Source organism: Spirosoma sp. 48-14 (assembly GCF_001898575.1).
Classification (GTDB): domain Bacteria; phylum Bacteroidota; class Bacteroidia; order Cytophagales; family Spirosomataceae; genus Spirosoma.
The window spans coordinates 1-13,895 of sequence record NZ_MKUD01000022.1; the positions used below are offsets into that span (position 1 = coordinate 1).

At 50.1% G+C, this 13,895-nt stretch carries 13 protein-coding genes and 1 pseudogene; 4 read left to right on the plus strand and 10 right to left on the minus strand.

Going from position 1 to position 13,895, the window contains the following annotated elements:
* Positions 1 to 349 (plus strand): annotated as a pseudogene (locus BGO59_RS12860) (collagen-like protein); the annotation flags it as partial.
* 80 nt (positions 350 to 429) lie between these two features.
* Positions 430 to 1,203, plus strand: a complete 774-nt coding sequence (locus BGO59_RS12865; RefSeq protein WP_293684023.1) for a hypothetical protein — start codon at positions 430 to 432, stop codon at positions 1,201 to 1,203.
* Between the two features lie 244 nt (positions 1,204 to 1,447).
* Here BGO59_RS12865 and BGO59_RS12870 read toward each other — a convergent pair whose 3' ends face one another.
* From BGO59_RS12870 to BGO59_RS12890, 5 genes are all read right to left on the minus strand, one after another.
* A complete protein-coding gene (locus tag BGO59_RS12870) occupies positions 1,448 to 1,702 on the minus strand; it encodes a hypothetical protein (protein WP_293684024.1) in 255 nt (84 codons plus the stop codon).
* Positions 1,671 to 2,678 carry an IS110 family transposase gene (locus BGO59_RS12875; RefSeq protein WP_293684025.1) on the minus strand — a complete coding sequence of 336 codons (1,008 nt, stop codon included), beginning with the start codon at positions 2,676 to 2,678 and terminating at the stop codon, positions 1,671 to 1,673. The genes BGO59_RS12870 and BGO59_RS12875 overlap by 32 nt, the downstream gene beginning before the upstream one ends.
* A 268-nt stretch (positions 2,679 to 2,946) precedes the next feature.
* Complete coding sequence (locus BGO59_RS12880) at positions 2,947 to 3,840, minus strand: IS630 family transposase (protein WP_293684026.1); 894 nt, start codon at positions 3,838 to 3,840, stop codon at positions 2,947 to 2,949.
* Between the two features lie 388 nt (positions 3,841 to 4,228).
* Positions 4,229 to 7,507 (minus strand): histidine kinase dimerization/phosphoacceptor domain -containing protein, encoded by a 3,279-nt coding sequence (locus BGO59_RS12885; protein ID WP_293684027.1) that lies wholly within the window; start codon positions 7,505 to 7,507, stop codon positions 4,229 to 4,231.
* A 348-nt stretch (positions 7,508 to 7,855) separates the two neighbouring features.
* On the minus strand, positions 7,856 to 8,752 hold the full coding sequence (locus tag BGO59_RS12890; RefSeq protein ID WP_293684028.1) for an AraC family transcriptional regulator: 897 nt from the start codon (positions 8,750 to 8,752) through the stop codon (positions 7,856 to 7,858).
* Positions 8,753 to 8,930: 178 nt separating this feature from the next.
* On the opposite strand from BGO59_RS12890, the gene BGO59_RS12895 reads away from it, so the two are divergent.
* Positions 8,931 to 10,073: an aldo/keto reductase gene (locus BGO59_RS12895; protein WP_293684029.1), complete on the plus strand. Its 1,143-nt coding sequence runs from the start codon at positions 8,931 to 8,933 to the stop codon at positions 10,071 to 10,073.
* Between the two features lie 20 nt (positions 10,074 to 10,093).
* Complete coding sequence (locus BGO59_RS12900; RefSeq protein ID WP_293684030.1) at positions 10,094 to 11,077, plus strand: aldo/keto reductase; 984 nt, start codon at positions 10,094 to 10,096, stop codon at positions 11,075 to 11,077.
* 139 nt (positions 11,078 to 11,216) lie between these two features.
* Here BGO59_RS12900 and BGO59_RS12905 read toward each other — a convergent pair whose 3' ends face one another.
* The 5 genes from BGO59_RS12905 to BGO59_RS12925 all read right to left on the minus strand — a co-directional run bounded on the left by BGO59_RS12905 (position 11,217) and on the right by BGO59_RS12925 (position 13,879).
* Positions 11,217 to 11,789, minus strand: a complete 573-nt coding sequence (locus tag BGO59_RS12905; protein ID WP_293684031.1) for a DUF4440 domain-containing protein — start codon at positions 11,787 to 11,789, stop codon at positions 11,217 to 11,219.
* A gap of 3 nt (positions 11,790 to 11,792) precedes the next feature.
* The gene (locus BGO59_RS12910; RefSeq protein ID WP_293684032.1) at positions 11,793 to 12,284 is read right to left on the minus strand and encodes an ester cyclase; all 492 of its coding nucleotides are present in this window, start codon (positions 12,282 to 12,284) and stop codon (positions 11,793 to 11,795) included.
* 39 nt (positions 12,285 to 12,323) lie between these two features.
* Positions 12,324 to 12,836, minus strand: coding sequence for a DUF4440 domain-containing protein (locus BGO59_RS12915; protein WP_293684033.1), 513 nt, complete (start codon positions 12,834 to 12,836; stop codon positions 12,324 to 12,326).
* An 18-nt stretch (positions 12,837 to 12,854) separates the two neighbouring features.
* A complete protein-coding gene (locus tag BGO59_RS12920; RefSeq protein ID WP_293684034.1) occupies positions 12,855 to 13,259 on the minus strand; it encodes a hypothetical protein in 405 nt (134 codons plus the stop codon).
* An 83-nt stretch (positions 13,260 to 13,342) separates the two neighbouring features.
* Entirely contained in the window at positions 13,343 to 13,879 is a 537-nt protein-coding gene (locus BGO59_RS12925) for a GNAT family N-acetyltransferase (protein ID WP_293684035.1), read from the minus strand.
* Positions 13,880 to 13,895 lie beyond the last annotated feature (16 nt).

Sequence of the window (13,895 nt, forward strand, 5' to 3'; positions counted from 1 at the left end):
CTACGCCGGTCGAGCTGTAACCGGCTCGTTTACGCTGAACCTGCCGGGAGTGAATGCCGACCGCGCCAATAACAGCCTTGTCTTCTGCTATATTTTTGGGACCAATAGCAATTGGTATCAGTTGCCCGGATTTACTAATGGTGGTGCCTATGAGTACCGTACCTATCTAATTCCGGCTGCTACTTCGATATTGGGTATTTCGCGAGTGACCAATAGTACGGGCACAGATACGTTCGTAAGCATAAGGGTTCTGGTTATACAGGCAAGTTCGGTGGTCAACGGTCGAAAAGCGGCTGTCGACTACAGTGATTACAATGCGGTGAAAGCTTACTACAATCTACCCGACTGATTACCAGTTCGCTATCAGAAAAACACCGACAAGGCAACCAGACTTTAAGCGAGCAGCCACTTAAAACGTGAATCCTACTTATGAAATCAATACATCGTTTCTGGATAATCACTTGCTTATTAACCTATTCTCTGACAGGAGTTGCCCAGGAGTATACCCGCATCGAGATGTACACCACACTGATGCGCGGTGAAGACAAGCACGCCCGGAACCTACGCTACAAATTGTCCATGCAGGATGACGGCAACCTGGTTATTTATCAATTTGCTAATCAGAAACTTACCCCGATCTGGTCAACTGGGACCAACAACAAAGGGGGTGATAAAGCCATTTTCCAGGCCGATGGCAACTTCGTCCTTTATGATTTCGATAAACGGCCGATCTGGGCTTCCAATACCAAGGGGCGAGGAGCGTATATGCTTTTGCAAAACGATGGCAATCTGGTTATGTACGATAGGCAAGACAAATACGTATGGTCTACTAAACCCATAGTTCGCATTGAAGCCCCACCCGCCACTGAGCGACTGATTAAAAAGGGCGACTATATAGCGAAAGGAGCATCGGCAGTAGCAACGAATAAAAAATATTGGCTAACCATGCAGGATGATGGCAACCTGGTTTTGTACAAACAAGGCAAAGCTATTTGGGCAACGGGCACTAATGGCAAACCAGTGAAAGAATGCATTTTTCAGGACGATGGCAATTTTGTGCTGTATGATGTAAACGATAATCCCGTCTGGGCTTCCAATACCGAAAGGCGCGGCAACCATATGGTGCTGCAGAATGATGGCAATCTGGTTATTTATGATGTCGTCCGAAAGCCGATATGGAACACAGATACCTGGGAACGCTGAGGCACCTCTGTTAGTAAAATGAGAGAAATAAATAAACGTTTGGTGTTTTTACGTAATACGTATATAGTAAAGCGTTAGAAAAAGAAGACTGGATAAAAGCACTTAGGATGCGCTTAAAGCGCATCCTATAAGAACTACTATGGCATGCCTGAAACCTACAGAAGCTGCTGTGGAAAATATCGTCTGGCAATTCCTGTTCGGAATGAAGATATACAGGCAAGCTGCAAAATCAATGACTAGTGTTTCAGCCATCAATAGTTGACGGGTAAAGTCGTTTAAGTTTGATCCGGGCATCCTCCGCTGTAAACTGCCAGTCTACTTTAGACAATTTATCATTTCGCGCTTCCACCCAAGCCTGTACTTGCTGCTCGAACTTGGTCAGGCTGGCCACCCGGTGAGGTAAGCCTTGCCGGGTTAAGATACTCAGTTCAATATCCGCTACATTCAGCCGCACGGATTTCCATGGTTTATGCAAGCGCAGACGTATAATTTTTGTCATATTTCTGCTCTCGATGAACTACTGAACAAACGCGGTGGATGAGCTTGTTGCGAACCGCATTGAGAACGAGCATTTTGTTTTTGCCTTCGCTCACTTTGCGCTCGTAATAGGTTTTCAACTCCCCTTTCATGCGGATGGCTGACATAGCTCCTAAATGAAAGAGTGATTTTAGCCGTAAACGAGCATGTTGACTCACGCGTGTTTTGCCGCGAACACTTGTGCCCGATCGGTATTCAAAGGGAGCTACACCGGCATGACAGGCAAGTTTTTTAGGATCGCGGATAGCCTTGAATTCGTTAGTAGCTACTAATACTTCAGCCGCAATAGCATCACCCACGCCGGGAACGGAGGTGATCCAGCCAAAAAGCTCCTTCAAGCGCTCATCGCTCTGAATAAGCGTATTGATTTGTTTTTCGGCACTTGCCAAATCGGCATTGATAGCTTTTAACGAGGCCTGGCAGTTTTTGGCCAGTTGCTTTTGGAGTGACTTTTCCACGAAGCCCTGCTGTTCGTCAATAGGTTGTTGAAGTTGTTGGCGAACTCGAAGAAGTCGTTGACGAAGCGCACTCAGTGTTGCAAGTTTTTGCAAAATGGGCCTTGGCGGTTGCCATAGGCCCATTTTATCTCGAAAACGGAAGGCATACTCGGCAATACGGACTGCATCAATGGTGTCGCTCTTTCCGCGCTGAAGGCCGCCTGCCTTCTTAATTTGAAGACTGCTTTCCAGCCAAATCGGTAGCTCCAGTTTATAGAGGGAAGCTAAAAGATGAGCACAATAAATCCCCGTATGTTCGAGGCAGCAGACCGATTCAGCAATTGTAAAGTAAGGCAAGGCCCTAATTAATTTCACTGTAGTTCTGATCGCTGCTGGTGAGTTAGCCGATTGAATTTGCAAGACCGTAATTTTGCCATCAAAAACTGCCCAGTCAAGTGTAGCTTTCGAAACGTCAACACCGATGAAGTAGCGAATGTCCATGAGAGATCGTAATTTAGGGTGTTCAACAAGTTCTTGCTTTGGTGCTCAAACCCTTGCTAATGGGCCTATTTGCCCTCATTTCCATTCGAGCCTTTAAGCAAATAAAACAGGGTGGGTCCTGAATCCGCGCATAGAGCTGGAACTCTGCGGCCCCATAGGGTAGCCCACCCATTTCACTAATTGGCAAGCTACCAAATCTTGGAATCTTACCACAAGACAAACCTAAAGGGCGGCCCCGCAGGAGCCGTGTTTGGGAGTGTACACAAAGTCAATCTTTCGCAGAATGGCCCGCGCCCGCCGGGCATCGAATACTTCGTAAAGAGCGGCCTTGCGGTGAGCCGATAAGTTGTGTCCTGCACCAACGTGATGCGGTCGGCACTAGCCTACCATTCCTCGGCGATAGACCCACAACTTTCGCCCATTCGAGACTGTTGTGGCTGTCGGTGACAACCACCTCTCGCCGACCAGCCAAAGGCTGGGCCACCATAAAGACCTCCGCAACGCCCTCTCGCTTATATTCATAGTTGTAGTGTTGAACGCCTTTTGGGTCCCTGAAACCCGACCGAGTCTCGCTAAGGAGTTGTCGACGGGCTTCGTCCAGGCAGATTACGGGGTGAGTAGGATCATAAGGTCGCTGGTAGACCTCCAGCACCTCTTCCATCTGACACACAAACTTAGCCGATGCTTCAGGAATCACCCACGACTTGACCCGACAAGGCTTCAATTCATTTTTTTTGAGCATCTTCCGCACCGTCTCCCGTCCAATCGTCTCCACGTAGTTCAACTCGATCATCTTTTCCGCCAGTAACCGCACTGTCCAGTGGGCATAGCCAGCCGGTGGATCACTACAACGCAGCGCAATTAGGTGGGCTTCCACAGTCCCGTCAAAAACGACTTCCTTGTATTTTTCCCGCTTTTTGCCGTTGAGGGCAAACTCAAAACCGTCTTCCACAAACCGTTCGCGCAGGCGCTCGATGCTGCGAATACTAACTTGGTAGGTGGCCTTGATTTGTTCATCCGTTTTCCAATTATCTTGATTCTCGTCAGCGGCTAACAACACATAGGCCCGTTTAACGGCTTGACTTTTGGCATTGCGTTTGGCAATAATGGCCTGTAGTTGCTGGCGTTCCGCATCAGTTAAGGTGATATGGTATTTTTTCATGGTCGTAGCCAATTGCTTACACCAAAATACCCGTCACTTATCTAAAGTCAAAACACTAGTTCGTGCGTCGGAAGAAACTGGTTGCAGGCGTGTGGAATCAGCAATTGGGAGTTGGGGCCATATGAAGTTGCTCAGAATGACAACATTACCTGAATACGTACTTTTCACGACACGGATAATTTTCTACCCCGAGAGATCATCAAGCCCGGTGGACGAGTGGCTGTAAGTGCAGCCAACGATTTGGTGGTCGAAAACGACCAGAAGGAGGAGCCGAAAAGATAGGGTATTCAACAGGTTTGCTATCTAACGAAAATGACCTTATCGAAATCCGGAAATTTGTTGCCAGATAAGCAAACGGTCGAATACAGGGTTCTGATTTTGACTGGACTTAGACAACGGCTGGCCGCTTGAAGCGGAGTTTGACGAGTGTGCCGTCCTGATTCTCGTAGGTCAGAATGCCTTCAAGCTGGCGGGCGAGCAAGTCCACTAACTGGGTGCCGAAGCCCGACCCATTGACCGTTTCCACGGGAGGCTTGCCGGTACCATTGTCGGCCACTTGTAGGAGTAATGAATCGTCGCCCACCCGCGTCAGGCTGATGCGAATGATGCCGCTATCCTTATTGATAAAGGCATATTTGAGCGAGTTCGTGATTAACTCATTCGTTAGTAGTCCTACGGAAATCGCTGTGTCGATATCTAATACCAGTTCAGGCATCGAACAATCGATGGTGATGCGGCCTACGGCATCGAATGAATCGAGGATACTTTCACCCAGATTTATGAAATAGTCTCGCATCTCAATAACCCCCAATTGTTTGCCCTGATACAGTTTCTGGTGAATGATGCCCATACTCTGTACCCGGTTTTGACTGGCCTGGATCGCTTCCAGTACGTTAGGGTCAGTAACTTTCGCTGACTGCAAGGCCAGCAACCCCGACACCACGGCCAGATTATTCTTGACCCGGTGATGAATCTCTTTCAGCAGGAGTTCGTTCTGGGCGTTTTTCTGAGCAATCTCGTCGCGCTGTTGCTTGATGACGACGGCTTCCTGAAGGGCCAGTTCACGGGCTTGTTCACGCAGACGGCCCTTCAATAAGTACCAAAAGCCGAGTAGCAGTAGCAGGGAATAAGCGGTATAGGCCCAAAGGCTCTGCCACCAAGGTGGGCTGATGTGTAGGCGGAGGGGCGCCAGATTGGTCCAAATTCCGTCGCTATTGCGGGCTTTCAGATGGAACAGGTACGTTCCCGGCTTCATCTGGGCAAAATCAACGGTGTTTTTGGTGCCAATGCTTATCCATTGTGGCTCGTCATTCGGTCCGGTCAGGGAATAGGCATAGGCACGACTGCCGGTATTGCGGTAATCCAGTAACGCAAATTTTAGTTCCAGGGTGTTTTCCTGGTGCGACAAGGCCACCTCATGGGCTCGCCAGCGATCCGGGGGCAGGGGGCGCATGGTTTGCGTTCCGTCGGTGCCGAAGCAGGAAACACCCACCAACCGCAACGGTGATGCCGCTTTAGGAATTTGGTGGATGGTATCGGTAGGCCCAAATCGCCGTAAGTTGTTCTGGCAACCGAAATAAATCTCGTCGGTAGTCGCCAGTGCGGTAATGGGTGTCGAGTAAACTGAGTTGCCGACAAACTGCGGAAACGTGGTTACGCGCTCCGTAAGGGGGTCGATACAGGATACTACCTCATGCTGGTTGAACCAGATTTTACCGGTCCTGTCGAGGGTAGCGTGGGCAAAATAATCGTCCGTGAACCCGTTTGCTGCACCATATTTTTTGAATCGTCCCGTTTTGACCGACAGCTTTTGTAAGGGAGCCGCATAGCCACTCGTTATCCATACATCACCCTGTTTATCAATCAGGGGCGCAAAGGTGTAGTTGCTGGCCAGTCCGTAGGGGTCGCCTTGTCGGAGTACAAACCGCTGCACTTGCCGTGTTCGTTTATTTACCCGACTAAGCCCGTGAGCGGCTCCGCAGACCCACACTGTGTTCTGGGCATCGACCGCAATTTTCTGGAGCGTATTTGAGAGTAAACTGTTGGCATTGGTGGGGTCGTTTTTCCACTGCTCATAGGTACTCACCAGCCCCGTCTCGACTGATAAGCCGCCCTTCGGAATGCGGAAGAGCCCCTGCCCCCAGGTCGAAATCCAAAGGTCACCATCCCGGTCAATAACTGAAGCGATGGCATTCGGGATCGTATTTCGTCCATTCTTATCTAAACGGACGGGTGTTAAACGAGTCGTCTTTTTGTTGTAAACAAACAGGCCAGCCTCCGCACCAACCAGCAAATATGGATCGTGGCTGGCCCCGGTCGCATCTGGCAGTGGGCTGGTGAAATAGGTGAGGGGTTGTTTTAAGACAATCTTCATTTCATTCTGGACCGGCTTGGCGTGGCCTAGCGTGGCCCGTCCTAGCGTGGCCCGGCCCGGATTATAGCGAATCAGGCCCAGATCGGTACTGATCCAAAGGAAGCCTTCCGCGTCGGGCATGAGGGACTCCGTTACGGGCCGGATCGGAACCCCACCGGCGGTGTTCGTAAATTTTGGCAGTGGAATGTTGGGGTGGCGTTCCTGACGGGGGTCGAAAAAAAGCGGATTTTTGTCGCTATCCCTCTCCAGCCAGATTAACCCCTGTCTATCTTCATACAGCGTTACCAGTTCCTTGAGTTGTTCCCCATTGCTGATGGCTACGGGTGTGCATTGCTCCACGACGGTCCGGTCGGCCGAAATGCGGAAGATGTCGTTATCACAGCAAAGCCAAAGCCGTCCCGTCCGATCTTCCAGAATCACTTTTGGAAACGGAATGGGTTTGCCATCGGCTGTTCGACCATCGAACCAATTGATTTGCCCTGTTTTAGGATCAAAAACCCGCAGCCCGGTTTGGTCTGGTACCCCCATCCAGATCAGGCCCCGACGATCTTGGCAGAGGCCGCTAATCGTATTGAGACCATCGGGAGCCTTGATGACGGGCACCCCGGATTTAGTTACCGTCGGAAAGCACCGCCAACGGTTACTGCTTCGGTCAAACTGCTCGAACCCAGCCGTTGTGCAAACGTAAATGTAACCCGGCCTGGACTGGCCGGAGGCTACCAAAATGGGCGACAGCGGGTTACCTTGCAATTGCCCTGACTCGCCCGGTTTGGGCAAAAAACGGACAGTGCTACCTGTTTTGGGGTCGAACCGATTCATGCCATAATCGCTGCCGATCCAGAGATAACCGGATTCATCGCGTTGAAGAAACCGGAGCTTATCCGACGATAAACTGGTTTTGTTGGTGGGCAGGTGTTGAAAATGGGCCACGTTGCCCGTTCGCTGATTGTAGGCATTCAGGCCCCCGTCGCGGGTGGTTATCCAGAACGTACCTCGCTCATCCTGAATCATATCCGCTACCCGCGCCGAGGAGAGGGAGTTCAAATCCGCCGGATCAGAGCGTACAGTTACGATCTCATGGCCGTCGTACCGGCTCAGACCACTGCCGGTGACGAACCAGAGAAAATCGTCGCGGTCAGTAAAGAATCGATTAATGGTGAATTGATTTCGGTTGCGGCCCAGCGTCTCTTTGGGGGGTTCGTCGAAGTAAAGCACCGTGGATTGTGCCTGCCCGTCTGGTGCGGACAGGCACAATAGCAGGAGAAGCCACCTAAAAACAACGTATTTACCCATATTGGGATAACCGGAATGCTGTAGCTCACAAGATAGGGTAAATCTAAAAAAGGGACCGCAGTGGCGGACCATCAAATTCGTCAATTGAGAAAAAAATCAGTCTGCACCGGCGGCCCGGTCACAAACTCAGCTAAAATGTGAGATTTTGGACGGTCCGCCGATGCGGTTTGATTTATGAGATAACATTGTGAGAATAAAGATCATATCGAATCACTTATTTAGGGCGACTACTGCACCCGTTTCTTAAAACGGGCGATTACTGAAACGGACGATATCAAACTAATTCGGTTTACTTACCAAGTATTCCATTAAGCTAATGATTCTATTGTCAAGTATTGGCCGTCTCAATCAGTTTAAGTTTCGGTATTCAGCCGGAGTGTAGCCCACTCGTTGTTTGAATAAGCGATTGAAGTGCTGAGGGTATTTGAAGCCTAGTTCATAGGCGATTTCGCTGACGGTCTTGCTGTCGTCGAATACCCGCTCCTTAGCTACTTCGATCACTTTCGACTGAATGTATTCCTGGGCCGATTTGCCGGTTTCCTTCTTCACCAGGTCGCCGAAATAATTAGCCGACAGGTTCAGCGCATCGGCAAAGTGCGCCACCGACGGCAGCCCAAGCGTGTGGGGGTTATCCGACAGGAAATAGGCGTTCAGCAATTCTTCAAACTTTTCCAGGGTGCCCCGGTTGGCATGGTCCCGCGTCAGAAACTGGCGGTCGTAGAAACGGACACAGTAATTCAGTAGTAGCTCAATATTGGCCGTGATGAGCTTTTTGCTGTGGCGATCCAGGGGTTGCTCGACCTCGTACTGAATTTTAGCCAGACATTCCAACGCTACCTGTCGCTCCCGTTCAGACAGATGCAAAGCCTCGTTGACCTCGTAGGAAAAGAAGGAATAGTCCGCTATATGCTTGCCCAATGAAGTCCCTTTGATCAGGTCCGGGTGAAACAAAAGCGCCCATCCTTTCGGCTCATATAGCTCCACCTTGGGTTGGACGCCCAGCACCTGACCGGGCGCGATAAATACCAGCGTGCCTTCCTGGTAGTCATAGTGGTTACGCCCGTATTTTAATTCCCCACAGTCGAGTTCTTTCAAGTAAATTGCGTAGAGACCAAAATTAAACGTTTGGGCCGGCATGGGTCTGGCTTTGGACAAATCCAACACCGTGATCAGGGGGTGACGCGTTTCTACGCCACGCAAGGCATTGTATTGGTACACGCTCTCCAGCTTGACGATTTTTTCCATCGGATTGATTTTCTAACCGATCGCATCGGCGATCCGAACAAAAATACCCATTCCAGTCGCGCCATACTCACTCGATCTCTGCCACCAGTAATAATGGTTATAAAACCCGTAATTTATATACCAATGCCCCCATTTTCTATTCGGAATTTTGTCCCATCAATCATACAAAACAGATCGTATGGAACGTCAATCCGAGGGTCGTCGCCAAACCGAGCGACGTCAATTTCTCAGAGGTAGCCTACTGGCCATCGCACTAAGCCCGATAACTTCTTACTCAAAAGCCGCAACATTGGATTCAGTAACTCATTCAGGTGGCAGCCTGGCTAACTCGCCAACCCGAACGTTAGGGACAGGCAAAGCCAGTCTGGAGGTATCCGCGCTAGGGTTGGGTTGTATGGGGATGAGCTATCACCGAAGCTTCGTACCGGACAAAAAAGCCATGATTGCCCTGCTTCGAAAAGCAACCGAACTCGGCGTTAACTTCTTCGATACGGCGGAAGCCTATGGCCCGCTGGTCAATGAAGAACTGGTCGGGGAAGCTTTGGCACCAGTCCGGGACCAGGTCATTATTGCCACCAAATTCGGCTTTAAAGAAGGGCAAACCAGTCTGGGCCTGGACAGCCGCCCCCAGACTATACGAAAGGTGGTTGAGCAGTCCTTAAAACGACTCCGGACCGACCGAATTGATTTGCTCTATCAGCACCGGGTTGATCCGGCAGTGCCCATCGAGGAGGTGGCCGGTACGGTGAAAGAGCTGATCCAGGCGGGGAAGGTAACCCATTTTGGCCTGAGCGAAGCAAGTGCGGCTACTATTCGTAAAGCACACGCGGTGCAGCCGCTGACGGCCCTGGAAAGCGAATACTCTCTGATGACCCGCCAACCCGAAAACGACGTCATTCCACTTTGTGAAGAGCTGGGTATTGGCTTTGTGCCTTATAGTCCGCTAAGCCGGGCGATGCTAACGGGTTACCTCAATGAACGGACCAGGTACAATCCGAACAATGACAACCGGGGCATTTTACCCCGCTACCAGCCTAAAAATGTGCTAGCCAACTGGCCCATGATCGAGGTGTTGGCCGACTTTGGCAATCAACGCGGATTAACCGCAGCCCAGGTCGCCTTAGCTTGGTTAATGGCCTACAAACCCTTTATCGTCCCTATTCCCGGAACGACAAAGCTGGCCCATTTGCAAGAAAATATGGGAGCTGCCAGCTACCAATTCTTGGCTGATGAGTTAACAAAACTAACGAACGATTTGTCGGCCATCAAGATCGTCGGCGACCGCTACACGGGCATTCAGGCGCAACAAACCAGTAAATAACTCCGATTCAAAACAGAATTATGGAAAAGAGACAATTAGGAACGAGCGGACTGGAAGTGTCCGCACTCGGCTTGGGCTGCATGGGCTTGAGCTTCGGTTACGGAACCGTTACGGATAAGCAGGATGCAATTCGATTGATCCGGGCTGCTTATGAAAAAGGGGTGACTTTTTTCGACACGGCGGAAGCCTATGGCCCATTTCTCAACGAAGAAATCGTGGGTGAAGCCTTGGCCCCTTTCCGTGACAAGGTCGTGATTGCCACTAAATTTGGCTTTAAGAGCGGGCTATCATCTCAGGGGCTGGACAGTCATCCCGACCGGATTCGGCAAGTGGCTAACGAAGCCCTGAAGCGATTGCGGACCGACCGGATTGATTTGCTCTATCAGCACCGGGTTGATCCGGCAGTGCCCATTGAGGACGTGGCCGGTACGGTGAAAGAGCTGATCCAGCAGGGTAAAGTAAAACACTTTGGCCTGAGTGAAGCTGGTGTCGCGTCGATTCGAAAAGCCCATGCTGTTCAGCCAGTTGCGGCCCTGCAAAGCGAATACTCGCTCTGGTGGCGTGAACCGGAAAAAGAGATTCTACCTACCCTGGAAGAATTGGGCATTGGCTTCGTGCCGTTCAGTCCGCTGGGGAAAGGTTTTCTGACGGGTAAGATTGACGAACATACACAATTTGACAAAACGGATTTTCGCAATGTTGTCCCCCGCTTCTCGGAAGAAAATCGGAAAGCCAATCAAAAGCTGGTGGATTTGTTAGGGGCTATTGCCCAGCAGAAAGGGGCCACATCCGCCCAAATTGCATTAGCCTGGTTGTTGGCTCAAAAGCCCTGGATTGTGCCTATTCCGGGGACGACCAAGCTGCATCGTTTAGAAGAAAATATCGGAGCCGTCGCCATTGACCTTTCTGTTGAGGAGATTCGCGAGATTGATACTGCATTCTCAACCATTCCGGTACAGGGCGACCGTTATCCGGCCCAACTGCAAAAATTGGTAGGCAATTAATCAACACGAGACGCAGAATCACAGTGTGTAAATGGTCAGTATCAGCTAGATACTGGCCATTTTCAATATGTTTCGTATTCTCATTAAACGCTCTAATCTTGCGACACCGCCCACAATATGTTATTTTGAAAGCGATCTGTCAAGGGGTAGGTGGTGCATCGGCATTCCACATACCCATGATGGAGACCCATTTTCCGTCCGTATTGCGTTTGAGCAAATCGGTGTATCGGCCCTTATCGACCACGACTTTCCCATCGGGCGTTTTTACGTCCATCCGGAACTGACCCGTTTCCCACCCCAGGCTCCCATCACTACCCGTAGCAATCGTTTTGACGGATACATTGGTGGCCCCCGCGTCAATAGCACCCTTCCAGTAGTTGAGAATGGCCTCCCGACCCATAACGGCAGGCTCATTGGGCGGATACAACGTAGCCTCGTCCGCATAGCAGTTCGCAGCCGCCACGGCATCTTTGGCATTGATCGCAGCGGCAAAGTCCCGGTTCATCTGCGACAGTTCTTCGGCCGTAGCGGTCGTTGACGTTGCCGGTGAATGACAACCGGTGGCAAACAGGAGAAGGGCCGTAAAAGTGGCCCGGAAACCAGGAATGCCAAAATCCCGCGCTCCTGGCTTCCGGGCCAAAACCGAAAACCGGCCCGAACGAATGAACGTAACGGTTGAAAAGACAGTAAACAGATGTAGCGTAGATTTCATAGCTTACTTTTTAGCCCGTAGCTGGTTATCCAAACTCATTACGTCAGGGAAGCCCCACTGCTCCGCTAATTTCCCGTTGGCGATTCGGTAAACAGACGTTTCCGAAATCATAATCTTACGGCCTGTCGAATCAAGACCATTGAAGGTGCCCCGGTGCGTTCCCGTTGATTTATACCTGGTTACAATCCTATCGTTTTCGGCAACCATGTCCACGATTTCTTCCTTCCAGTCGGGGAAGGATGTTCTGTGGCTGTTTATGAAATTTTTCCCGCCCGCGATGCCGTTGTATTCCATGCCACCAAGGAAATGATAAACAAAATCGGGGGCCAGGATGGAATCTAATGCCGATACGTGGCCGTCGGACCATACCTGATGGTATCGGCGGATAAGCTCCCGATTGGCCTCCAGGTTGTTTTCAGGCCTGTTCGACGATGTACAGTCACTTAAAAAAAGCAGCAAGGCAACCAGCAGGACCGGGTAAGTTGAGGGCTTCATTTTTTTGTTTTTGAGGGTGGGGTTCACGTTAAAATGACCTCACTTGTCTTTCTGATCCTCGTTGTTGATATCGCGGATGCAGATAAATTTTCCATCGCGTTTTTCAAAAATGCCCATGTATTTGCCGGTGCTCACTACCTTGCCAGCCGCGTCTTTAACCGTTGTCTTCCCGACTTCGGTCACTATGTTGCCATCGCCGTACACGTCCATCGTCTCGTAGGAAACCGTAGTCCCGGCCTTGCGCGCTTTCATACTTTTGAGCAACACCTGTCGGATCGCAGCCTTTCCCACGGACATGGGTTCGTCGTCGGCCATTTCTATGGCATCGTCTGCGTAGAGTGCCATTACTTTGTCGATGTCCTTGGCGGTTGTAGCGTTGGCCCATTCGGTTTCAATGGCCTGTATTTCCGTTTTGATGGCGGCCATATCGGGTTTAGCCGCTACCTGCTCGGTTGCAGTTTCCTGTTTTTGGGCGGGGGCGTTGCAACCGGTAACACAGACAGACGTAATGGCAACAATGGCCAGGATTCGGGTAGATGGATTGGTTTTCATAGTTTTGATTTAGGCGATTTAGGGCACTCTTACTAAGCGACGATAGAGTTCAACGGCTTTGATTTTCTCGTACACCATACCCAATTTTTTGTCTGCTTCCTGAAACGATTTGTCGTCGTGGATTTTCTGGTACACGTTGGCATTGGGCCAATTGCCCTCGAAGTAGTAGCGGTATTTGTCGGCTCCTTTTCCTTCTACTTTGTAGAGTGTGTATCCGGCATTACTGTAGCCCAGACGTTTAATGACCGTGTTCAACTCGCCGATCACCGCCGACAGTTGGGCCTCCGTTACACCCGATGGCATATCGAACAGGTGGATACTTTTGAGTTGAGTCGTTGCCGTTTGCTGAGCCTGTGCAGATGACGACGTACTGAGGCTAACCAGCAGCCAAAGAGCAGCCAGGGAAATCAGGAATTGTTTCATGGGTTGATTGGATTAGTTTAACTGTTTTAAGATCGATTCACCAGCAGCATAGGCTGGGCTTATTTGTGCTTATCCGTTCGGATTTAGGTAGTATCGTCGGTTAAATCCAATTCCATAAACAACAAATAGTCTTTAAATTCTGCGGGGATTTCCATTTCTGGATACGCATCAATGTCACGGAATCCAACACTTCTGTATAAGGAATGAGCGGCTTCCATAAACTTGGGACTGTCGAGCCGAACTTTTTTATACCCGACTTTTTTCGCTTCAAGTAGAAGTTCTTCGAGGATCGCTCGTCCAGCCCCAATTCGTCTGCTAGCTGGATCAACAAACATTCGTTTTATCTCACCGATATCGGAGTTGATCCGTTTTAGGCTTCCAAGTCCACATAGTTTACCGTCATAACTAGCCAGTATTAGCTGTCCGTAAGGCGGTTGAAACTTATTAATCTGTTGGATGTCCTGTTTAACAGCTTCCTGGGGATTATGGGGATGGACGCCGTAGAGTTCCTGCATTTTGTCGTTCCCCCAAACTAAATAGTCAAACCATAATTTTTTTACGGCTTCCAGGTCGTCAGGAATGACAACCGTTCTTGTTTTCACATTTTCACTTTTGCTCATTTCCTGACTGGGTTTT

Bases quoted from the DNA above. Each gene is read 5' to 3' on its own strand.
- BGO59_RS12920 (WP_293684034.1), bottom strand. From the start codon at position 13,259: ATGAAACAATTCCTGATTTCCCTGGCTGCTCTTTGGCTGCTGGTTAGC.
- BGO59_RS12895 (WP_293684029.1), top strand. From the start codon at position 8,931: ATGGAACGTCAATCCGAGGGTCGTCGCCAAACCGAGCGACGTCAATTT.
- BGO59_RS12900 (WP_293684030.1), top strand. From the start codon at position 10,094: ATGGAAAAGAGACAATTAGGAACGAGCGGACTGGAAGTGTCCGCACTC.
- BGO59_RS12865 (WP_293684023.1), top strand. From the start codon at position 430: ATGAAATCAATACATCGTTTCTGGATAATCACTTGCTTATTAACCTAT.
- BGO59_RS12880 (WP_293684026.1), bottom strand. From the start codon at position 3,840: ATGAAAAAATACCATATCACCTTAACTGATGCGGAACGCCAGCAACTA.
- BGO59_RS12890 (WP_293684028.1), bottom strand. From the start codon at position 8,752: ATGGAAAAAATCGTCAAGCTGGAGAGCGTGTACCAATACAATGCCTTG.
- BGO59_RS12910 (WP_293684032.1), bottom strand. From the start codon at position 12,284: ATGAAGCCCTCAACTTACCCGGTCCTGCTGGTTGCCTTGCTGCTTTTT.
- BGO59_RS12870 (WP_293684024.1), bottom strand. From the start codon at position 1,702: ATGACAAAAATTATACGTCTGCGCTTGCATAAACCATGGAAATCCGTG.
- BGO59_RS12905 (WP_293684031.1), bottom strand. From the start codon at position 11,789: ATGAAATCTACGCTACATCTGTTTACTGTCTTTTCAACCGTTACGTTC.
- BGO59_RS12915 (WP_293684033.1), bottom strand. From the start codon at position 12,836: ATGAAAACCAATCCATCTACCCGAATCCTGGCCATTGTTGCCATTACG.
- BGO59_RS12885 (WP_293684027.1), bottom strand. From the start codon at position 7,507: ATGGGTAAATACGTTGTTTTTAGGTGGCTTCTCCTGCTATTGTGCCTG.
- BGO59_RS12875 (WP_293684025.1), bottom strand. From the start codon at position 2,678: ATGGACATTCGCTACTTCATCGGTGTTGACGTTTCGAAAGCTACACTT.
- BGO59_RS12925 (WP_293684035.1), bottom strand. From the start codon at position 13,879: ATGAGCAAAAGTGAAAATGTGAAAACAAGAACGGTTGTCATTCCTGAC.